The organism is Pantoea sp. EKM10T, from assembly GCF_011800685.1.
In the GTDB taxonomy this organism is placed as follows: Bacteria; Pseudomonadota; Gammaproteobacteria; order Enterobacterales; family Enterobacteriaceae; genus Pantoea; species Pantoea agglomerans.
The window spans coordinates 145,836-167,296 of record NZ_JAALEU010000003.1; the positions used below are offsets into that span (position 1 = coordinate 145,836).

Genomic DNA, 21,461 nt, shown 5'->3' on the forward strand with positions numbered 1-21,461 from the left:
GGCGATTTCAGGCTGAAACCAGGCGGGATAAACGCGGCTAAAACCTTGGCTGATGCCGTCAGCCAGACTCAACAACCTCTGGCGAAGGCTCCTGGATTAAGCGTTGCCATGACGTAAAAAAGCCCGCCAGCGAGGACGGGCCTGTTATCGGCAGTGCATCACTACAGGATATGCGCTTTAACTCTGGCGGTATAACGCCATCACGTCCTCCAGGTCCGGCGTACGTGGGTTGCCGCCGGTACAGACATCATCCAGCGCGGCCTGTGCCAGTGCAGGGATATCCGCCTCTTTTAAGCCCACTTCACGCAGTGAGCGGGGAATACCCACATCGCGACAGAGCTGACGCACCGCGGCGACCGCCGCTTCCCGCGCCTGATCCAGCGACAATGACTCAACCTGTTTCACACCCATTGCACGGGCAATGTCGCGATATTTTTCGCCAGTGCCTGAGGCATTCCACGCCATCACCTGCGGCAGCAAAATGGCATTGGCTACGCCGTGCGGGACATTGTAAAAGGCGCCCAGCGGGTGTGCCATGCCATGCACCAGACCAAGGCCGACATTAGAGAAACCCATACCGGCCACATATTGTCCCAGCGCCATCTGCTCAACTGCCTCAATATTTCCTGCCACCGATTCACGCAGTGACTGGCTGATAATCTCAATGGCTTTGAGGTGTAGCATATCGGTCAGGGTCCAGGCTCCGCGTGTGATATAGCCTTCAATGGCATGGGTTAGGGCATCAATACCGGTCGCAGCCTTCAGCGACGCTGGCATGCTCGCCATCATCTCCGCATCAATGATCGCCACTTTCGGAATGTCATGGGGATCGACACAGACAAACTTACGGCGATTCTCTTCATCGGTAATGACGTAATTAATCGTCACTTCTGCGGCGGTGCCTGCCGTGGTCGGGATAGCGATGATCGGCACGCATGGATGACGGGTGGGGCTGACGCCTTCCAGGCTGCGGACATCTTCAAACTCAGGGTTATTAATAATAATGCCGATCGCCTTGCTGGTATCCTGTGGTGAGCCCCCGCCAATGGCGATCAGGTAGTCGGCACCTGACTCTCTGAACACCGCAACACCCTGCTGCACAACCCGAATGGTAGGATTCGGCACCACCTCATCATACACCGCCCAGTCAAGCTGATGTTGCGCCAGCAGATCGGTCACCCGCTTCAGCGCACCCGCCGCGACCAGCGCTTTGTCAGTGACGATCAATGCTTTTCGCATCCCGCGACGTTGTACCTCTTCCGGCAAATGGCGCAATGCACCAGCACCAAACCAGGCGGTTTCATTGAGAATCATACGTTGGGTCATTAAAACATCCTCTGTTAACAAATGAATTTTTACCATCCGTGATCCCCGGTTCATGTTCTGCGCAGAACCTCTCACTTTCAGGTAAAGACATTTGATAAAAATCAATCAATTAGTAAAAATCACTGCGCCTGTGTCAGCTGGTTTTCGTGCGGTATGTCTGAAATCAGACTACAGACCTGTTGATGGATTTCTCACTGTCGTCAGTGGTATGTAACACTGGGTCATCAGCAAACCCGCATGCCTATGAGGAAAGAAGACATGACCCGATTCGTAATGAATAAAAAGGATGATCTCGTCGACAGCGCGTTAGATGGCATGATTTACGCCAGCCCGTGGCGCAATCTGGTCCGGTTGCAGGTCGATCCGCGCATTCGCATCGTGATGCGTAATGACTGGCAAAAACAGCAGGTCGCGCTGATTTCCGGTGGTGGTTCAGGCCATGAACCGGCCCATGTCGGCTTTATCGGCAAAGGGATGCTGACGGCTGCCGTCTGTGGCGATGTTTTTGCTTCCCCCAGCGTTGACGCGGTTTACAACGCCATCATCAATATTACCGGTGAGGCGGGATGTCTGCTGATTGTGAAAAACTACACCGGAGATCGCCTCAACTTCGGTCTGGCGGCAGAAAAAGCGCGCAAAGCGGGATTCAGCGTCAATATGGTGATTGTCGGTGATGATGTTGCGTTGCCCGATAACCCTCAGCCACGCGGCGTCGCGGGCACGTTGCTGGTGCATAAAGTGGCGGGCTTCGTCGCAGAGCGGGGTGATGACCTGGCGGCGGTGACCGAGGCAGCAGAGGCAGCCAGTCTTGCTATCGCCACCATGGGCGTTGCGCTCTCAAGCTGCCATCTGCCGGATGAACAGACCGGCCAGCGGGTGCCAGACGGCAGCGTTGAAATGGGGCTGGGGATTCATGGCGAACCGGGCGTTGACGTCATGCAGACGCAAAACAGTCAGCAGATTGTGCAGCACCTGCTGGAGAAAGTGATGCCGGACAACGATCAGCCACGCGCGCTGTTAATCAATAATCTTGGCGGCATGTCCGCGCTGGAGATGAGTCTGGTCACGCGTGACCTGATTGAGTCGCCGCTCAGCCTGGGCAGTGATTATCTGATTGGCCCGGCTCCGCTGATGACCGCGCTGGACATGAAGGGCTTTTCCGTCACCTCCATGACGCTGACGCCGTTGTTCGAGGAGGCGATTTGCGCGCCGGTTGAGGTCACCGGCTGGGTTCAGGCGGTTAAAGTCGCGCCGCTGCAGCCGGTTAACGCGACAAAAGAGGCAACAGCGCATCCGGCGCAACCCTCAGATAACCCGACCGTCGCTGCGTTTGTTAACAGCATCTGTGAAACCCTGATCGCCAGCGAAAGCGAGCTGAACAAACTGGATGCGCAGGTCGGTGATGGCGATACCGGTTCGACCTTTGCTGCTGGCGCACGCCAGATCCAGCGCGAATGTGCAGATAATCAGCTGCCGTTAAATGCCTTGCCCGATCTGCTCGCGGTGACGGGTGAGCGACTGGCTACGGTGATGGGCGGCTCCAGCGGCGTACTGATGGCGATCTTTTTCACCGCTGCTGCGCAGCAGCTGGCCGAAGGCGATGCGCTGCCCGCGGCCCTGCAACAGGGTCTGGAGAAGATGAAGCAGTATGGCGGGGCACAACCAGGAGATCGCACGCTGATTGATGCGCTGCAACCGGCAATCGAGGCGTTGGTGGCGGGTAAATCGCTGGCAGAGGCGGCTGATGCGGCACAGCAGGGCAGTGATGCAACCGCCAGCATGGGGAAAGCAAAAGCGGGCCGATCATCTTATCTTAACAGTGCTAACCTCAACGGCGTGTCTGATCCGGGTGCCGTCGCTGTCGCCAGGGTCTTTGCGGCATTAAAAAAACTTTAGTGCTGTCACGACGCTAAACGCGTTTGGAGAAAGGCCAGTAACTGGCGGTTTACTTCGCTGCGCTGACGGTGCTGCGGGTAAACCGCATTCAGGGAGAGCGGGGGCGGCAGATAGTCGTCCAGCACGGTCACCAGCTCACCGCGTTGCAGGGCTGTCTCAACGATAAAGGCGGGTAACAATACCAGTCCTAAGCCTGCCAGTGCGGCATCACGCAGAACCTCGCCATTGTTACTCACCATCGGGCCCTGAACCGCCAGCCACTTCGGTTTACCATTGACCTGCAGTTCCCAGCCATTCTGACCTTCACGTCCGTAGCGCAGACAGGCATGTTGCAGCAAGGCTTCTGGCTGCTGCGGCACGCCTGCCCGTTCCAGATAGCGGGGGCTGCAGCAGATAACCCGCTTCAGCTCGCCGAGCGGACGGGCAATCAGCGTGGAATCAGCCAGCGTACCGATGCGAATCGCCATATCAACGCCTTCGCCAATCACATCGGCATAGCGGTCAGCCAGCTCAATATGAAACTGCAATGACGGGTGGTGGCTTAGAAACTCGGCAATCAGGGGGGAGAGGTGGCTCATGCCAAAGGACATCGGCAGATTGATTCGGAAGGTGCCGCGCAGCGCCTGCTGCTGCTCTGACACCGCCAGTTGCGCTTCCTGAATCTCATCCAGAATGCGCTGAGCATGTTGCGCGAACAGTAAACCTGCATCCGTTACAGACAGCTTACGGGTGTTACGGATCAACAGTCGTACCCCTAATGATGCCTCCAGCGCAGCCATACGGCGGCTGACATACTGTTTCGATAGCATCAGATGCTCAGCTGCTGCAGTAAAGTTGCCAGCATGCATTACGGCAACGTAAATCCGAAGATCTTCAATCTGCATAGTGTCCACTTATCGGTGACAGTGACGATGATTCAGGCGAAACTTCAGCCAGACGCGTTAACTTATATCGGGTAATGCGTCACAGGGCAACGCGCCAGCTCTCTCAGCCAGCGCGACGGAGATCATAGATTTGCCGTTTCCTTACCCCTGAACAGGCGGTCAGTCGGGTCAATCGCGTTAAAGCCGTTATAGTAATCAGGCTGTGACGCAATCCATACGGAACATAATCTCTTGAGTAATCTGATAAGGAGTGGCTGGTGAAAAAATTACTCTGCGCGACGGTGCTGGCCGTTTTGCCAATGACCACGCTGGCGGCGTCGGTATTTACGCTGCAATCACAAGACTTCAGCGATAATGCGCTACTGGATAAAAAGTTTGCCGGTGCCAATAAAAGTAATCCTTCCTGTACCGGTGAGAATATCTCTCCCGAATTGAACTGGTCTGCGATTCCGGCGGGCACCCGCAGTCTGGCTCTTCTGATGACCGACCCGGTCGGGGCCAAAGGGCTCGGCGTTACCCACATGGTGGCCTATAACATTCCCGCCAGCCGCTCGTCATTTGCGCAGGGGGCTCTGACAAAGGGCAAGGACTACACCGGCGGAAAAAATACCCCAGGGACGCTGCACTATTATGGTCCTTGTCCGCCTGCAGGCAGTGGGCTGCATCACTATAACTTTGTGCTGATCGCCACCGATTTGCCGGTGGGTCAGTTGAAAGCGGGGTTAACCCAGGCAGAGCTGGTTGCACAGCTAAAAGGCCATGCGCTGGGCGCGGCCAGCACCGTTGGCCGCTTTAGCAATGAATGACCTGCACGTATGCAGAGGCAGCGCTGAATAGCCTGCCTCTGCGCGCAGCGGGTCAGTCGCCACTGAACATCTCGCGGATGCGCGACGCAATGTGATGGGTGTGCGTCTCCAGCGCGAAGTGGCCGCTATCCAGCATCTCGACCACCGCCTGTGGATTATCCCGCTGCCAGGCCACTGCGCCCGGTGGAATAAAGAACGGATCGTGCTTGCCCCAGATCACCAGCGTTGGCACCTGCTGCTGGCGAAAGAACGCCTGAAATTCCGGATAACGTTTCAGATTACTGGCGTAATTGAGAAACAGGGCCTGCTGAATATCTTTGTTACCGGGGCGCTCCATCAGCAGAGTATCCAGGGTATAGGTTTCCGGGGCGATCTGCTGCGGATCGCTCACCCCATGCAGATACTGCCACTTCACCCCTTCCAGCGTCAGGATGGCGTCACGGATCACCTGACCATTTGCTTCGCTGGGATCGTCCCAGTAGGCGCGGACCGGCGCCCAGGCCTCTCCTAATCCCTCCAGATAGGCGTTACCGTTTTGTGATATCAGTCCGCTGACGCGATCGGGGTAAGCCAGTGCCAGTCGCAGACCGGCAGGTGCGCCATAGTCGAAAACATACATCGCATAACGTTCCAGCCCCAGTGCATCGACAAAGGCGGTCAGCGTCTGGCCAAGTGCGTCGAAGGTCCAGGAATAGTTGCGCTCAGCAGGCACTTCAGTGAAGCCAAAGCCCGGCATATCGGGTGCGATGAGATGAAATTTATCGGCCAGAAGCGGGATCAGATTGCGGAACTGATGTGAAGAGGTGGGAAAGCCATGCAACAGCAGCAGTACCGGCAGGGAAGGATCGCCCGCTTCGCGATAGAAAATATTGACGCCATCGGCCTGCTGGTAACGATACGAAATGGATTGATCACGCATGCTGAACTCCTGTAACTGGTTAAATGATGTTTATGGGGTTACTAAGAGTCATTATGCAGCCAGAATGTAACCTGTCAAATCAATTTATAATGGTTACAAAAGGTGCGGTGTAACTATTCAAATAATCCTTTGTCGGTTACAGTGGCCTCAGCAGAGTTAACAAGGGAGGCAATATCATGGCGGAAACGCAATCACACACCGCCCAGGGACCGTGGTTTCTAGCTGATCATCCGGCGCTGGATTTCATCAATACCCTGGCCATCGTGGAAGGCCAGCCGCACGACTTCTGGCAAACCGATCAGGATGTTGAAGCCTGGCTACACCAGGCCGGACTGGCACCAGATGCCCCGGCTCCGCAGCATGAACCGGGTGCACTGTTGGAAGCAGCGCGTCACTTACGTCAGATCATTCGTGATAACGTGCAGCAGCACAAAGCGGGAGAGGGCGTTGATATTCAGGCGCTGAACGCCTGGCTGGGTGAAGCGACCAGCCATCTGCAAATGACCGGGGAGCCGGGTGCCTTAAAAATCAGGCGGGTCTATGCGGGCCAGAGTGTGATGCAGCGGCTGGGACAGGTTGCGGAACAGGCTGCAATGTTGCTGGCGCAGGAGGATTTCAGCAGAGTCCGTGGCTGTGAACATCCCGCCTGTACACTGTGGTTTTACGATCGCACCAAAGCGCATCGCCGTCGCTGGTGCAGCATGGCGCTGTGTGGCAATCGGGCGAAAGTGGCGCGTTTCAGGGCAGTTAAATCAGCTGGGTAAACAGATCGGATGGCAGATAAAAAAACACCCTGCAGAGCAGGGTGTCAGAACAGTTATTTCGCGGTGGTCGCTGATGGCTTGTGCCGCTTGCGCAGCTTGTCGATCAGGCGATGCGCTTCCGCTTTGGTCGCTACCGCAGGGGATGAACCGGTCAGCGGTTGACGGGCTGTTTCACGTACCGTCAGAATGGTGAGCAGGCCAATCACGCCCGCACCCATCATGTAGTAAGCTGGCATCATATTGTTTTTAGTGGTATCCACCAGCCACGCGGTAATCAGCGGTGTCGTACCCCCAAACAGCGATACCGACAGGTTGAAGCCGATGGCCAGCGCACTGTAACGGATATCGGTAGTAAACAGCGCAGGCAGCGTCGAAGGCATAGTGCCGCTGAAGCAGGTGTGCAGTACACCCAGAATCATCAGGCCGCCAAATACCGCCCACATATTACCGGACCCGATCAGCATAAAGCTCGGGATGGCGAGCAGGATCAGACCCACCGCACCAAAGGCAATCACCGGACGACGACCGATGCGGTCGGTCCAGCGACCCCACAGCAGCGTCAGCGGCATCATCACGAACATCGCCACCATAACCAGCAGCAGGCCACTTAACTCTGGCAGACCCAGCACGCCGGTCAGATAGCTCGGCATGTACGAGGTCAGCATGTAGTTAGAGACGTTAAACAGCAGCACCAGACCGATACATTTCATCATCGGTGCGCGGTATTTGCTCAGCATCTGCATCAGCGTCAGACGCGGCTTGCTTTGCTCCAGTGCTTCCTGTTTTTCCATGTGCTGCTGGAAAGCCGGAGTCTCTTCCAGCTTCAGTCGCACATAGAGACCAAACAGGCCCAGCGGCGCGGCGATAAAGAACGGCACGCGCCAGCCCCAGGACATCATCGCCTCATTCGACATCACGGTGGTCATCACCGTGACCAGGCTGGCACCCAGCAGGTAACCACCGATGGTGCCGAATTCCAGGAAGCTGCCCATAAAGCCCCGGCGTTTATCGGTAGAGTACTCCGCGATAAAGGTCGCTGCGCCGCCATATTCACCACCGGTTGAGAAGCCCTGAATCAGACGTGCCACCAGCAGCAGAATCGGTGCCATGATGCCTATTGAAGAGTAAGCCGGGATCAGACCGATACAGAACGTACCAATCGACATCAAGATCATCGTCATCGCCAGCACTTTCTGCCGTCCGATGCGGTCACCCAGCGGGCCAAATACCAGGCCGCCAATCGGACGGACCAGGAAGGCCGCAGCAAACGTACCAAAGGTGGCGATCAGCTGTACCGCGTTGTTGGCATCCGGGAAGAAGACTTTGCCGATGATCACGGCGAGATAGCTGTATACGCCAAAGTCGAACCATTCCATCGCATTACCTAACGCAGCTGCGCCAACTGCACGCTTCAGCATGTCGTTGTCGATGACGGTAATGTCGTCAACAGTCAGCTCTTTTGGCTTCCTGTTCCAGAAATGTTTCTTTGGGTGTTCAGACGATGAGTTTCTGGTGTCCATATTCTCCTCAGGTGCATCAATGAAGGAGTCTTATAGCTTTCGCAGCCGCAAACAATGTTCAGAAGAAACCGTGGAAATGAAAGCTATAAGAAGCCGAATAAGTTTTAAGTGAAGCGGCAGAAACCGCAGCCGGTAAACTCTAGACTACGATTGTAAGTTTTTGCAAGTTTTCAGCCGAAATAACTGCATTTACTGACAAACCCAGCATAGTGAACTTATTCACGCCTGCTTACGGGTCTGAACATTTGGTAATAACTTGCGGCTGGTGCTCTGGTTATATCTGGAACTGGTTTTCCCGGTGCTGATGCGCTACTTAAACAGTTTCAGTTCGTCGATGCGATCCAGCGCCTGCAGTAATTGCTCCGTCCCGGTTGTCAGGCTGATGCGAATATAATCACGACCCGCTGCGCCAAACCCGTTACCCGGTGCCACCAGCAGATGACACTGGGCCAGTAGCAGGGCGGCGAATTGCTCCCCGGTGAAACCAGCTGGCGCTGCCAGCCAGAGGAAAAAGGTGCCCTGACGGGCGCGAACCGGCCAGTGCATTGCTGCCAGCCTGGCTAAAATCACTCTGCGCCGCTGATGGTAATGCTCTGCCAGCAAGCTGAGTTGTTCAGCGGGCAGCGACAACGCGGTGATGGCGGCATCCTGCACCGCGCCATACACCGTGCTGTAGCTATGAGTATGAAGTTTTTTAAATGCCGCAATCATCGAGGCGTTTCCCACCGCAAATCCCACCCGCCAGCCTGCCATGAGTGCGCTTTTTGACAGCGTGTAGATTTCCACGCCCCAGGCTTTGCCATCGGGCTGTGCCAGCAGACTCAGCGGCTGTTCGCCCGACTCACTGCCCAGCGTGGCATAGGCGAAGTCATGAATCAGCGGAACATGATGCTGGCGGGCGAAGGCCAGCGCGTCGGCGAACAGCGCGGCTGTCGCCAGTGCGCCAGTGGGATTATGGGGATAATTGAGCAGCAGCAGACCGGCACGCGCCGCGATCTCGTCCGGCACCAGGGTGAAATCGGGCAGGAAAGCATTGCGCGCCTCCAGCGGAATGCCATAAAAATCGGCACCTGCCTGACGGGCCGCTGAGCGGTAGAGCGGATAGCAGGGATCGGTAGAGATCAACACCTGCCCCGGATTGAGCAGGGCGCGGGGAAAACCGTTGACGCCAATGTGCGCGCCCTGGAACAGCGCCACTTCAGTTTCAGGATCGAGCGTGACGCCGTAGTGACGCTGGTAGAAGGCTGCGATAGCACGTCGCAGCGCGGGTTTGCCCCAGAACGAGGGATACTCATGGTTCTCCGGTTTCGCTGCCGCAGCCTGTAATGAAGCGATTACCGCGGGCGGCGTTGGCTGACGCGGACTGCCGGAAGAGAGATCGATCAGCGGTAACAGCGCATCATCCAGTTGTGCTGCCTGCTTTTCCAGCATGCTGAAGAGGTTCTCTTCGAGCCCTGCGACCATCTCTGAAGCTGCAAACTCCGCCATATCTCTCCCGCAATAAACAGTGTTAAGCGAGGAAGAATGACACAGCTGACATTAAAATCTTTAGCAGAAATAACGCTGTTCTTTGCAAGGATTCGAATATCCAGCGTGTGACTATCGTTAGCATAAATAAGCCAAAGTCGGGACTGGGTTTTGCCTGTTCCTCTCCGCGATGGCTGTGATTAAATCGATCGCTCTCACAATAATGAATCAGGGCAAACAATGCAGATCACATCCCGGGGAATTATTCTGGCACTGACCACCGCCAGCCTTTTTATTTCTGCCGCTCAGGCAGCCGACCAGAAGAAAATACGGATTGGATTTAATCCAGGGCCTTATAAAGAGCAATTTGAAAAAGGCGTCGCGCCCTTATTAATCAGGCAGGGGTATACTCTGGAGTATAAAGATTTCAGTGATGGAATTCAGGTTAATGATGCTGTTCATCGCGGGACGATTGACGCCAATATCATGCAGCATCCCGTCTATCTTAAGTCGGTTAATGACCGGCTTGGCATTGATAACGTTGGGATTGTGCAGGTGCCGACCCCGCCAATGGGGCTCTACTCTGGGCGCGTGAAAACGCTGACTCAACCCGCGCCGGGCAGCACGGTCTCTGTGCCCAATCAGCCCTCAAATGAGTACCGGGCGGCGCTGTTACTCCAGAGCATCGGCTGGCTCAAAATCAGCCCCGATAGCGATGCTGCCACTTTTTCGCAGAAAAATATCACGGAAAATCCCTACAAAATCGTGCTCAAAGAGATGGATAACGCTCAGCAGGTGCGTGCACTCCCCGACGTTGACTATGGTGTCATTCAGGGCAACTTCGCGGTATCCAGTGGCATGAAACTCAATTCGGCACTGAAACTGGAAGCGGCAACCAGCCAGTTTATTAACGTGGTGACGGTAGCCGGTAAAAATAAGCAGGCTCAGTTTGCCCGTGACATTATTGCCGGCTACCACTCAGCAGAATTTAAAAGCTATATCACCGATAATGCGCAGTATGCGGGCTATCTGCTGCCAGATTATTTCAAATGAGTCAGGTAGCCATTGCGTTTCGCCATGTCAGCAAAACGTTTGCGCGTAACGGTGCAGAAGTGCAGGCACTGAAGGAGATTAATCTGCGCATCAGCCAGGGTGACATCTTTGGCGTCATCGGCACCAGTGGAGCCGGAAAAAGTACGCTGCTGCGCCTGATTAATCACCTGGAGACCCCCACAACCGGCTCGGTTGAGGTGCAGGGTGAAGCGTTACAAGGGATCAGCAAAAAGCGCTTAATTCAGGTCAAAAAGCAGATTGGCATGATCTTCCAGCACTTCAATTTGCTCAATGCCCGAACGGTGTTTCACAACGTCGCCATCCCACTGATTTTGCAGGGCCGGGATAAAGATTTTATCGCCACCCGCGTGGCGGAGCTGCTGGCGTTTGTTAACCTCAGCGACAAAGCCCACAGCTACCCGGATGAACTCTCCGGCGGTCAAAAACAGCGCGTCGGAATTGCCCGCGCGCTGGCGACCAATCCCGCAATTCTGTTGTGTGATGAGGCGACCTCCGCGCTGGATCCCCAGACCACGGTGCAGATTCTGCTGCTGTTACAGGAGATTAATCAGCGTTACGGCATCACTATTGTCCTGATCACCCATGAGATGTCGGTGGTCCAGAAGATCTGCAACCGGATGGCGGTGATGGAGCAGGGCCGTATCGTTGAACAGGGCGATGTCCTGTCGCTGTTTGCTGAACCGCAACAGTCGGTGAGCGCCAGCTTTGTGCAGTCCGTTATCCACGATCGTCTGCCACAGCAGACCCTTGCGCTGTTAAGCCAGCATCCGGCTGTCGACGTGTTGCGGCTGGAGTTTGTCGGCAGCACGGCACAACAGCCGATCATCAATCGCCTGATCCGTGAACATGAGGTTGAAGTGAATATCCTGTTCGCCAGCATGACGGAAGTACAGCGTACCATTCTGGGTTTCATGATTGTGCAGATCAAAGGCGAGCCCGCCCGACGCGAGGCGGCCATCCAATTTCTCATCGCGACCGGAGTGAAAATCAGTGATGTCAGAACTCTTTGAAACCGCCGTTACCGGCGATCAGTTCCTGACGGCGATGCAGGACACGCTGATTATGGTGGCGCTGTCGCTGGGCTTTGGTTCGCTGCTGGGCCTGCCGCTTGGCATTGTGCTGGTGATCTGTCGTCCGGGTGGGATACAGCCGAATCGACTGGTACATCAGTTGCTGAACCCGATCGTGAATATCATCCGTTCACTGCCGTTTATTATTCTGCTGATCACTATTCTGCCGCTGACGCGCCTGCTGGTGAACACCACCATCGGTACGGCGGGGGCCATTGTGCCACTGGTGATATTTATCGCGCCCTATATTTCACGGCTGGTGGAGAATGCCCTGCTGGAGGTGGATGAGGGCATTCTGGAGTCAGCCAATGCGATGGGTGCCACCACGCTGCAGACCATCTGGTATTTCATGATACCGGAAGCCGCCTCGTCGCTGGTGTTAGCCCTGACCACCGCCACTATCGGCCTGCTGGGAGCGACGGCGATGGCGGGCACGGTGGGCGGCGGCGGCATTGGCGACCTCGCCATCACTTACGGCTATCAGCGCTTTGATGCCTTTGCCACGATTTCGACTGCGCTGGTGCTGATTGTCATTGTCCAGCTACTGCAAACCCTGGGTACGCGTCTCTCGCGCCGTATCCGACGCGAGTGAGCCATGAAAAAGAATGATTTAGCTGTTATGCACTGGGGCACGTATCACGTCACCACCGATGGGGACACACTGACGTCGGTCAGGCCGGTGGCGTGGGACCGTAATCCCTCTGCGATCGGGCAGTCGTTACCGGGCGCGGTGCAAAGCGAAACCCGGGTCAAAAATCCGGCCGTCAGGCTCGGTTATCTCCAGAACAGAAGCGCATCCCGCAACGGGCGCGGCAAAGAGCCGTTTGTGGAAGTGAGCTGGGATGTTGCGTTGCAGCTGGTGGCGGAGGAGCTGGAGCGTGTCAAAACAGAGCACGGCAATCAGGCGATCTACGCCGGCTCTTACGGCTGGTCGAGTGCCGGACGTTTCCATCATGCCCAGAGCCAGCTTCATCGTTTCTTTAACCACTATGGCGGCTATATCGCCAGCACCAACACCTACAGCATTGCGGCCGGTGAACGCACGCTGCCGCACATCATCGGCAACCTCGATGAGTTACAACGTCACCATACCCATTGGCCGGTTCTGGCAGAGCATTGCGAACTGTTTGTGGCTATCGGGGGTTTGCCGCTGCGCAATGCGCAGGTCAATGGCGGCGGGGCTAATGACCATGCGCTTTCTCATTGGTTAACCACGCTACGGCAGAATGGCACCCGGTTTATCAACATCAGTCCGGTCAGAAACGATCTTGCTGGGGTGGCCGATGCGGAGTGGCTGGCGATACAGCCCGGCTCCGATACGGCGCTGTTACTGGCAATCGGGCAGGTGTTAATTACTGAATCTCTCTATGACGCGCCATTCACAGAACGTTACACGGTGGGCTTTGACCACTATGCCGCCTACCTGCTGGGTGAACACGACGGGATAGCTAAAACGCCAGAATGGGCCGCACCGCTGACCGGGCTGGCGGCCGCGGAGATCCGTGCGTTGGCACGGCAGATGGCGGCGCATAAAACGATGGTGAATATTGCCTGGTCGGTGCAGCGGGCGCGGCAGGGCGAGCAGGCTTTCTGGGCCACCGTTGCGACTAGCGCTCTGCTGGGTCAGATAGGCACGCCCGGCGGCGGGCTGGGCTTTGGTTACGCCTCAACCAATCTGGCCGGTGCCGCCCGGCGACAGTTTTCCGGGCCTCGTCTGCCCGCCGGTCATAATCCGGTTCAGGAGACGATTCCGGTGGCACGCATCGCCGACATGTTGCTCAATCCCGGAGGGCACTATGAGTTTGATGGGCAACAGCGGGTCTATCCCGACATCCGGCTGGTCTACTGGGCGGGCGGCAATGTCTTTCATCATCATCAGGATATCAACAAGCTGATACGCGCCTGGCAGCGGCCGGACACTGTAATTGTGCATGAGCAGTTCTGGACGGCGCAGGCAAAATTTGCCGACATCGTGCTGCCTGCGACCACGTCGCTGGAGCGTGAAGATATTGGCAGCGCCAGCAACGACGGTTTTATCATCGCCATGCCGCAGCATCTGCCGCCGTTTGCAGCTGCAAAATCGGATTACGCAATTTTTGCCGCTCTGTCGCAGCGGCTCGGTTTTGCTGACGCCTTTACGCAGGGGCGTGATGAGCGCCAGTGGCTTCAGTCACTCTATGAAGATTCCCGGCCACGCGCGGCAGCGCAGGGCATCGAACTGCCGCCCTTTGAGGCGTTCTGGTCACAGGGAGTGGTGGAGTATCCCGCGCCAGAGACGCCGCAGATCCTGCTAAAAGCGTTTCGCGATAACCCGGAGTCAGCCCCGCTCAGCACGCCGTCGGGGAAAATCGAGCTTTTTTCTCAGCAGGTGGCCGATTTCGGGTATGACGAAGCGCCCGGATTTGCCTGCTGGTATGCGCCGGAATACCAGGCGCAACAGCAGGAAAAGCAGCAGTGGCCGTTGCATCTGCTCTCAAGCCAGCCACGGACCCGGTTGCATAGTCAGTACGATCATGGACGGGTCAGCCGGGCCACCAAAATTGCCGGGCGTGAGCCACTCTGGATGCATCCTGAAGATGCTGCTGCGCGCGGCATTGAGGAGAACAGCATCGTAAAAGTCTTTAACGGACGCGGCGCGCTGCTGGCGGGCGTGCATCTGACGCAGGATATCCTGCCGGGTGTCGTACAGATGTCGACCGGCGCCTGGTATGACCCGCTCGATCAGCAGGAGGGCCAGCCGCTGGATAAACACGGCAATCCCAATGTGCTGACCCAGGATAGCGGCAGTTCACGACTCGGCCAGGGGTGCAGTGCGCAGACCTGTTTTGTCGAGATTGCGCTTTATCAACAGCCTTTGCCTGAGATTACGGCATGGTTACCGCCGGCATTCGTGGCGTGGAGCGCAGAGTAATCTGCGGGTTTAAAGCCCGCGGCGTGGTGGGATATTCCCATCCGTCGCATATACATAGCAGGATTAGTTGGTAGTTAACGCATAAATGAAATGGCAGTGTAAAGCGATTCCATGCCAACAGAGTGTCAATCATGAGCGCGTTAACCACAGCAGAATTGCCGGTAATTGATTTCGCATTATTGTCAGGTAATCAACAGCAGCAGCAACAGGTCCTGGAAAAATTAAGCCAGGCCGCGCGTGATGTCGGTTTCTTCTATTTAATCAATCACGGCATCGACCGTGAATTATTAGATGAGGTTCAGCACGTCGCGCGGAAATTTTTTGCCCTGCCACAGGCGGATAAATCCGCAGTGGCGATGGCGAACTCGCCGCATTTTCGCGGCTATAACCTGGCGGGGGTTGAAATAACCCGCAGCCAGCCTGACTATCGCGAGCAGTTTGATATTGGTGCGGAACGGGAAGCGCTGCCCGTTACCGCCGATTCACCCACCTGGCAACGGATGCAGGGGCCGAATCAGTGGCCTGAAGCTTTACCTGAACTGCAAACGGTGGTCACCCGCTGGCAGCAGCAGATGACAGCGGTGGCGCTGGAGCTGCTGCGCGCCTTTGCCGGGGCACTGAATCTGCCGCGCAACGCCTTCGATAACCTCTATGGCGACTATCCCAACGAACATATCAAACTGATCCGTTATCCGGGCCGCACGGAGGGCGAATCACGCCAGGGTGTTGGCGCGCACAAAGATTCAGGCTTCCTGACGATGTTACTGCAGGACGATCAGCCGGGCTTACAGGTGGAAGTGACGCCGGACAACTGGATCGATGCCTCACCACTGCCGGGCGCGTTTGTGGTGAACATTGGCGAGCTGCTGGAGCTGGCAACCAACGGTTATCTTCGCGCAACGGTGCACCGTGTGGTGTCGCCACCGCAGAGCAGCGAGCGCTTATCCATCGCCTTTTTCCTTGGCGCGCAACTCGACGCCGTGGTGCCGATCTATCAACTGCCTCCTCAGCTGGCTGAACTGGCACAGGGACCGAGCAGCGATCCGCTTAATCCGCTGCTGCGCGAAGTGGGCTGGAACTACCTTAAAGGCCGGCTGCGTTCGCATCCGGAAGTTGCCCAGCGTTTCTACCCCGAACACAACACCCACTGATAACGATAAGAGATAAATGATGATGATTAAAAAGCGCTTTCTGGCCCTTGCCGGTCTTTCACTGCTGATTGCCCAGAGTTTACAGGCCGCGCCGCTGCGCGTAGCGGCCGATCCGCTGCCACATGCGGAAATCCTGGAGTATGTCAAAACCCTGGATCCGAAACTGGATCTCAAAATTGTTGAGCTGAGCGGGGGCGTGAATGCCAATGAGCTGCTGGCCGCCGGGGATGTGGATGCCAACTACTTCCAGCATCTGCCTTACCTGAAAGATCAGGAGAAGGCGCTGGGGAAAACCTTTGCCGTGGCCGCCAGTGTTCACATCGAGCCGCTGGGTATCTATTCGCGGAAAGTGAAAAGTTTAGCGGCGCTACCTGAAGGGGCCAGCATTGCGGTACCGAACAACACCACTAACCTGAGCCGCGCACTCTGGCTGTTGCAGGACAAAGGGGTGATCAAACTCAACGCGCAGGGTGAAACGGGTTCGACGCTGGTGACGCCGAAAGATATCAGTGAGAACCCGAAGAAAATTAAGATCGTTGAGATTGAGTCGCCGCAGCTGCCACGCTCGCTGGATGATGTGGATGCCGCGATTATCAACGGCAACTACGCGCTGGAAGCCGGTCTGACCCCGGCGAAAGATGCGCTGGGACTGGAGTCTGCAGCACATAATCCCTACGCCAACCTGCTGGTAACGACGCCAGAACTGGCGAAAGATCCCCGCGTGTTACAGCTGGCGAAAGATCTGCGCTCGCCGCAGGTAGCGGAGTTTATCCGTAAAAATTATCAGGGCTCAGTGATTCCGGTCGCGGACCAGCAGCATGATTAAACTCAGTCATCTCAGCAAACAGTATCCTGGCGCATCTGCGCCAGCGTTAGACGACATCTCGCTCACCATCGAAGAGGGGACCATCTTTGGCATCCTCGGTCGGAGCGGAGCGGGAAAAAGTACACTATTGCGCTGCCTCAATCGGCTGGAGAGTCCCACCAGCGGCCTGATTGAAATTGACGGGCAGGATCTCGCTGCGATGAGCCTGGCGCAACTGCGTCAGCAGCGACAGCAGATGGGGATGATCTTCCAGCACTTCAATCTGCTGCATTCGCGCAATGTGCAGGACAACGTCGATCTGGCGCTGGAGATTGCCGGTGTGCCTGCGGCTGAACGTCGCGAGCGGGTCGCATCGCTGCTGAAACTGGTGGGGCTGGCCTCCTTTGCTGCGGCCTGGCCGTCGCAGCTCTCCGGTGGACAGAAACAGCGCGTCGGCATCGCCCGCGCGCTGGCCGCCCGACCCCGTTATCTGTTGTGCGATGAGGCGACCAGCGCGCTGGATCCCGAAACCACCACTTCGATTCTCGATCTGCTGGCCGATATTCAGCAGCAGCTCAATATCACCATTGTATTGATCACCCATGAAATGGCGGTGGTGAAGCGGATTTGTGACGGGGCGGCGCTACTTGAGAATGGCCAGCTGGTTGAGAGCGGCAGCCTGAGCCAGATCATGGGACGTGAAGAGGGACGTCTGCGCAAAATGCTGCTGAAGGATGGCGAAGCAGACCGGGCGTTTATCGAAAAATATCAGCATGAGGCGTTAACCCGATGCGTAGCATGAGTAGTGAGCGGTTTCAGGAACTGCTGCTGAACGCCACTGGCGAAACACTGTATATGGTGTTGCTGGCGGCCCTTTTCACGGTCGCGATAGGGCTGCCGGTAGGCGTGCTGCTGTTTCTGACCCGGCCAAAAGGCATTCTGCCCAATCGCGCGATTTCACTGCTGCTGAATACGCTGGTAAATACCGGACGCGCCTTACCGTTTGTGGTGCTGCTGATTGCGCTGATCCCCTTTACCCGTCTGCTGGTCGGCACCACGCTGGGCAGCACTGCCGCCATTGTGCCGATTACGCTGGGGGCATTTCCCTTCTTTGCCCGCATCGTGGAGAACGCGCTGGATGAGGTCGACCGCGGCCGCATAGAAGCGGTGGTATCAATGGGCGGTACCCTGTGGCATATCGTCAGCCGTGTGCTGCTGCCGGAAGCGCTTCCCGCGCTGGTGGCGGGCGTTACCCTGACGATTGTGATGTTGATTGGCTTCTCGGCGATGGCGGGCGTGGTTGGCGGTGGCGGGCTGGGCGATCTGGCGATTCGCTACGGTTATCAGCGTTTCGATAACCAAATCATGGCGGCCACCATTGTGGTGCTGCTGGCGCTTGTGATGCTGATTCAGAAACTCGGCGACCGGCTGGTACGCTCGCTGGCTTATCGTCGATAAGGAGCAACCATGTTTCGCGTGATGTCGCCGAAAGGCTATCTGCAACGGCCAGGGCTGCGGGCCGGGGTGGGAGAAATTATCCGGCCGCTTGCCTCGCATATTCACATCCTCACCTCGCCGCGGGCCTGGCAGGCGGTGAATCCTGACATGAGCATAAGTCTGGAACGGGCGGGGATCCGCTGGCAGCTCGACACCCTGACCGGTGAGTGTACCGACGCGGCGATTGCTGCCCTGCAACAGCAGGTGCAGACGCACGGCGCTACCCTGATTCTGGCAGTCGGCGGCGGGCGGGTGCTGGACTGCGCCAAAGCGGTCAACGACGCGCTGCCGGATATCCGGCTGGTTAACTTCGCCACGCTGGCCGCCACCTGTGCCGCCTGGTCTCCGCTGGCGATTATCTATGATGAGCGCGGCGGCCATCTGCGCAGCCAGCCGCTTAATGCCATGCCGGAGCGGATTCTGGTGGACAGCGAGGTCATCGCCCGCAGCGAGGTACGCTATCTGCGGGCCGGAATCGTGGATGCGCTGGCCAAATGGTTTGAATTTGAGCCTTATCAGCGACAGACGCCGCACCAGCTGGCGCTGGATCTTAAAGTCGCAGCCGCCTGGCAGGCGGTGACGGTGCTGAAACGCTGGGGAGACACGGCGGTGGCCGATAACATCAGGCAGCAGGTCACCCCGGCGCTGGAGAAAGTGATTGAAGCCAACATTGTGCTGGCGGGGCTGGCTAACAGTATTCAGGATGCGATGGCAACCCCCGGTTTTGCCCACATCATCCACGATCGCCTGACTCACCAGCCGGAGCTGCATCACTGGCTGCATGGTGAAAAGGTCGGCTTTAGCTTGCTGATTCAATCCTGGATTGAACAGCAGGGTAAGCAGGTGGAGCCTGAACTGCTGGCGCTGCTGCGCCGTTTCCACTCGCCTCTGACGCTGCCTGCGGCGATTAACGCGGACAGGATGAGACAGATTGCGCAGCAGATCCATTTCCCCTCCGCCAGCCTGGCGCACCTTCCCTTTACGTTCGATCACCCTCTGCTGGAGCAGGCCTTGCTGGCGACTTCTGCGTTTAAACAGTAAGTGCGGTCAGCGAATCGATCAACGGTCGCCGCTTGCTAACCTACCAATAGTAACTTACCTTTAGTAGCTTAATGGCTAATCAGGTAAGGTGACGACGATGAATGCATTAATAGTGACTTCGCATCCCAATCAGGACGCTCACACCCATCGCGTGGCGGACCAGCTGGCGCAGGGCATTATCGCGACAGGCCACCATACAGCTGAAAAGGCCGATCTGGCGGCAGAAGGGTTTGATCCACGTTTTACGCTCAGCGATCACAGACATTTCAACGGTCTGGCACCGACGCCGCCCGATGTGCTGGCAGAACAGCAGCGGCTGGATCGTGCCGATGCGCTGGTGCTGGTCTATCCGGTCTACTGGTGGTCATTTCCGGCTCAGCTTAAAGGCTGGATAGACCGCGTTTTCATCGCGGGCTGGGCCTTTGATGAGCAGGATGGCCATATCGTAAAACGCCTCGGCCATCTTCCCGTGCATCTGCTTGCGATTGGCGCGGCTGACAACCGAACCTTTCTGCGGCGCGGCTATTTCGCCAGCATGCGGAATCAGATTGATCACGGCATCTTTGACTATTGCGGTGCGCCGGTGGTGACCAGTGAACTGTTGCTTAGCGGCGATGAAGGTTATCCTGAGTCACACTATCAGCTGGCGCATCAACTGGGCCAGCGTCTGTTCGCCCATCAGGAAAAGCATGACCGTTGAAAAAATACCCCGTAAGCGTCTGTCACGCGAAGCACGACGCAGGCAGTTGTCAGACGTCGCGTGGCAGATAATGCAAACCGAAGGCAGCGAGGCACTGACGCTGGCCAGAGTCGGCGACGCGGCGGGGGTCAGTAAACCGGTGGTTTATGACCACTTCACCACCCGTCATGGATTGCTGGCGGCGTTGTATGACGATTTTGATCGTCGCCAGACCGAAAAGATGGAAGCGGCGATGAATGCCGCGCCGATGGTGATGCAACAAAAAGCGGAAGTGCTTGCGGCCTGTTATGTGGATTGTGTGATGACGGAGGGGCGTGAGATTCCGGAGTTGCTGTCAGCGCTCAGCACCTCACCGGAACTGGCTGCCGTCAAACGCCACTATCAGCTCGACTTTATCGCCCGCTGTCAGCGCTGGTTTGTCCCTCTGGCAGGCAGCAGCGGTATTCCGGAAGCAGGCATGTGGGGCTTGCTGGGGGGCGCGGATGCCATCGCAGGTGCGGTGGCACGCGGCGATGTCAGCAAAGCGGAAGGAGAGCAGGCGATCACTGCCATGGTCGTGGCGCTGGTGGCAGGCAGCCGTGCGTCGGAATCGGATTAGCATAAAAAAGGCGGCCCGCAGGCCGCCGAATCCTTCAACCACAACAGGCGTTGTGTAAGTAGTGGCAACGTACAATGATGATCGTTTTAGCCTTTCACCCCGCCCGCGGTTAAACCGCTCACCAGCCAGCGCTGCGCCAGCAGGAAAACCAGGGTGATCGGAATTGCGGAGAGCACCGCCGCGGCGGCGAAATCGCCCCACAGATAGTTCTGCGGATTGAGGTACTGCTGCATTCCGACCGCCAGGGTGTAGCTGTTAACATCACGCAGCAGCAGCGAGGCGACCGGCACTTCAGTCACCGCGGCGATAAACGCCAGAATAAACACCACCGCCAGAATCGGCACCGACAGCGGCAGCAGCACCAGCCGGAACGCCTGCCACGGCGTTGCGCCATCCAGCGCGGCCGCCTCTTCCAGTGACCCGTCGATAGTTTCGAAATAGCCTTTGATGGTCCAGACATGCAGCGCGATACCGCCCAGATAGGCGAAGATCACCCCACCGTGGGTATTCAGCCCGATAAAGGGCAGATACTGGCCGAGACGATCAAACAGGGCATAGAGCGCCACCAGCGACAGCACCGCCGGGAACATCTGGAATATCAGCATCCCTTTCAGCAGGCTGGCACGGCCGGTAAAGCGCATACGGGCAAAGGCATAGGCGCAGGTGGTAGAGAGCGCCACGATGCCCAGCGCACTGATTGCCGCAATCTTGATCGAGTTCCATAACCAGAGCAGCACCGGGAAGGGCGGCGGTGTCACCCGGCCATCCGCATGTTCCACGCTGAAACCCAGCGCCAGCCGCCAGTGCTCCCACGAGATCTGCTCCGGGATCAGGCTGCCGGTGGCGAAGTTCCCGGCACGCAGCGAAATCGCAATCACCATCAGCAGGGGAAAGAGAATCGCCGCGATAAATAACAGCAGCAGCAGATGCGTGGTGAACAGACGCAGCCGTTGCGATTTCGGTTGTACCATAGCCATAACAACTCCTCTGAGCCTGGTCCATCAGGCTATTTTATTTGTCAGTCTGAACCCG

At 57.0% G+C, this 21,461-nt stretch carries 20 protein-coding genes; 14 read left to right on the forward strand and 6 right to left on the reverse strand.

Annotated elements, in window-relative coordinates; translation table 11 throughout:
• Positions 1-177: 177 nt before the first annotated feature.
• Positions 178-1,326: a lactaldehyde reductase gene (fucO, locus tag HFD95_RS07210; RefSeq protein ID WP_010247415.1), complete on the reverse strand. Its 1,149-nt coding sequence runs from the start codon at positions 1,324-1,326 to the stop codon at positions 178-180.
• A 258-nt stretch (positions 1,327-1,584) separates the two neighbouring features.
• Here fucO and HFD95_RS07215 point away from each other — a divergent pair, with 258 nt between their 5' ends.
• The gene (locus HFD95_RS07215; protein ID WP_167430020.1) at positions 1,585-3,222 is read left to right on the forward strand and encodes a dihydroxyacetone kinase subunit DhaK; all 1,638 of its coding nucleotides are present in this window, start codon (positions 1,585-1,587) and stop codon (positions 3,220-3,222) included.
• Positions 3,223-3,227: 5 nt separating this feature from the next.
• Here HFD95_RS07215 and HFD95_RS07220 read toward each other — a convergent pair whose 3' ends face one another.
• Positions 3,228-4,106: a LysR family transcriptional regulator gene (locus HFD95_RS07220; protein ID WP_010247411.1), complete on the reverse strand. Its 879-nt coding sequence runs from the start codon at positions 4,104-4,106 to the stop codon at positions 3,228-3,230.
• Positions 4,107-4,363: 257 nt separating this feature from the next.
• On the opposite strand from HFD95_RS07220, the gene HFD95_RS07225 reads away from it, so the two are divergent.
• Positions 4,364-4,912, forward strand: coding sequence for a YbhB/YbcL family Raf kinase inhibitor-like protein (locus tag HFD95_RS07225; RefSeq protein WP_010247409.1), 549 nt, complete (start codon positions 4,364-4,366; stop codon positions 4,910-4,912).
• A gap of 52 nt (positions 4,913-4,964) precedes the next feature.
• On the opposite strand, the gene HFD95_RS07230 is transcribed toward HFD95_RS07225, so the two are convergent.
• Entirely contained in the window at positions 4,965-5,831 is an 867-nt protein-coding gene (locus HFD95_RS07230) for an alpha/beta fold hydrolase (protein ID WP_010247407.1), read from the reverse strand.
• A 176-nt stretch (positions 5,832-6,007) separates the two neighbouring features.
• Between HFD95_RS07230 and HFD95_RS07235 the strand changes: the two genes are divergently transcribed.
• Positions 6,008-6,595: an ABATE domain-containing protein gene (locus tag HFD95_RS07235; RefSeq protein ID WP_010247406.1), complete on the forward strand. Its 588-nt coding sequence runs from the start codon at positions 6,008-6,010 to the stop codon at positions 6,593-6,595.
• 53 nt (positions 6,596-6,648) lie between these two features.
• Here HFD95_RS07235 and proP read toward each other — a convergent pair whose 3' ends face one another.
• Together proP and HFD95_RS07245 are read right to left on the reverse strand one after the other, a co-directional pair.
• The gene (proP, locus tag HFD95_RS07240) at positions 6,649-8,115 is read right to left on the reverse strand and encodes a glycine betaine/L-proline transporter ProP (protein ID WP_154210290.1); all 1,467 of its coding nucleotides are present in this window, start codon (positions 8,113-8,115) and stop codon (positions 6,649-6,651) included.
• A gap of 309 nt (positions 8,116-8,424) precedes the next feature.
• A complete protein-coding gene (locus tag HFD95_RS07245; RefSeq protein ID WP_033773834.1) occupies positions 8,425-9,603 on the reverse strand; it encodes an aminotransferase class I/II-fold pyridoxal phosphate-dependent enzyme in 1,179 nt (392 codons plus the stop codon).
• Between the two features lie 219 nt (positions 9,604-9,822).
• Between HFD95_RS07245 and HFD95_RS07250 the strand changes: the two genes are divergently transcribed.
• The 11 genes from HFD95_RS07250 (at position 9,823) to HFD95_RS07300 (ending at position 20,429) form a co-directional block, all read left to right on the forward strand.
• Complete coding sequence (locus HFD95_RS07250) at positions 9,823-10,635, forward strand: MetQ/NlpA family ABC transporter substrate-binding protein (RefSeq protein ID WP_167430021.1); 813 nt, start codon at positions 9,823-9,825, stop codon at positions 10,633-10,635.
• Positions 10,632-11,666, forward strand: a complete 1,035-nt coding sequence (locus tag HFD95_RS07255) for a methionine ABC transporter ATP-binding protein (protein ID WP_022624725.1) — start codon at positions 10,632-10,634, stop codon at positions 11,664-11,666. Before HFD95_RS07250 ends, HFD95_RS07255 begins: the two co-directional genes overlap by 4 nt.
• Positions 11,650-12,318 carry a methionine ABC transporter permease gene (locus HFD95_RS07260; RefSeq protein ID WP_010670743.1) on the forward strand — a complete coding sequence of 223 codons (669 nt, stop codon included), beginning with the start codon at positions 11,650-11,652 and terminating at the stop codon, positions 12,316-12,318. The genes HFD95_RS07255 and HFD95_RS07260 overlap by 17 nt, the downstream gene beginning before the upstream one ends.
• A gap of 3 nt (positions 12,319-12,321) precedes the next feature.
• Positions 12,322-14,637, forward strand: coding sequence for a molybdopterin-dependent oxidoreductase (locus HFD95_RS07265; protein ID WP_167430022.1), 2,316 nt, complete (start codon positions 12,322-12,324; stop codon positions 14,635-14,637).
• A 131-nt stretch (positions 14,638-14,768) separates the two neighbouring features.
• On the forward strand, positions 14,769-15,788 hold the full coding sequence (locus HFD95_RS07270) for an isopenicillin N synthase family oxygenase (RefSeq protein WP_010670745.1): 1,020 nt from the start codon (positions 14,769-14,771) through the stop codon (positions 15,786-15,788).
• A gap of 22 nt (positions 15,789-15,810) precedes the next feature.
• Positions 15,811-16,614: a MetQ/NlpA family ABC transporter substrate-binding protein gene (locus HFD95_RS07275; RefSeq protein ID WP_010670746.1), complete on the forward strand. Its 804-nt coding sequence runs from the start codon at positions 15,811-15,813 to the stop codon at positions 16,612-16,614.
• Complete coding sequence (locus HFD95_RS07280) at positions 16,607-17,395, forward strand: methionine ABC transporter ATP-binding protein (protein ID WP_050498567.1); 789 nt, start codon at positions 16,607-16,609, stop codon at positions 17,393-17,395. The genes HFD95_RS07275 and HFD95_RS07280 overlap by 8 nt, the downstream gene beginning before the upstream one ends.
• Positions 17,383-18,051, forward strand: a complete 669-nt coding sequence (locus tag HFD95_RS07285; protein ID WP_022624728.1) for a methionine ABC transporter permease — start codon at positions 17,383-17,385, stop codon at positions 18,049-18,051. Before HFD95_RS07280 ends, HFD95_RS07285 begins: the two co-directional genes overlap by 13 nt.
• Positions 18,052-18,060: 9 nt before the next feature.
• The gene (locus tag HFD95_RS07290; protein ID WP_167430023.1) at positions 18,061-19,131 is read left to right on the forward strand and encodes an iron-containing alcohol dehydrogenase family protein; all 1,071 of its coding nucleotides are present in this window, start codon (positions 18,061-18,063) and stop codon (positions 19,129-19,131) included.
• A gap of 97 nt (positions 19,132-19,228) precedes the next feature.
• Entirely contained in the window at positions 19,229-19,831 is a 603-nt protein-coding gene (locus HFD95_RS07295; protein ID WP_033780165.1) for an NAD(P)H-dependent oxidoreductase, read from the forward strand.
• Positions 19,821-20,429, forward strand: a complete 609-nt coding sequence (locus HFD95_RS07300; protein ID WP_167430024.1) for a TetR/AcrR family transcriptional regulator — start codon at positions 19,821-19,823, stop codon at positions 20,427-20,429. Before HFD95_RS07295 ends, HFD95_RS07300 begins: the two co-directional genes overlap by 11 nt.
• Positions 20,430-20,515: 86 nt before the next feature.
• On the opposite strand, the gene malG is transcribed toward HFD95_RS07300, so the two are convergent.
• Positions 20,516-21,406 (reverse strand): maltose ABC transporter permease MalG, encoded by an 891-nt coding sequence (malG, locus tag HFD95_RS07305; protein ID WP_010247369.1) that lies wholly within the window; start codon positions 21,404-21,406, stop codon positions 20,516-20,518.
• Positions 21,407-21,461: the final 55 nt, after the last annotated feature.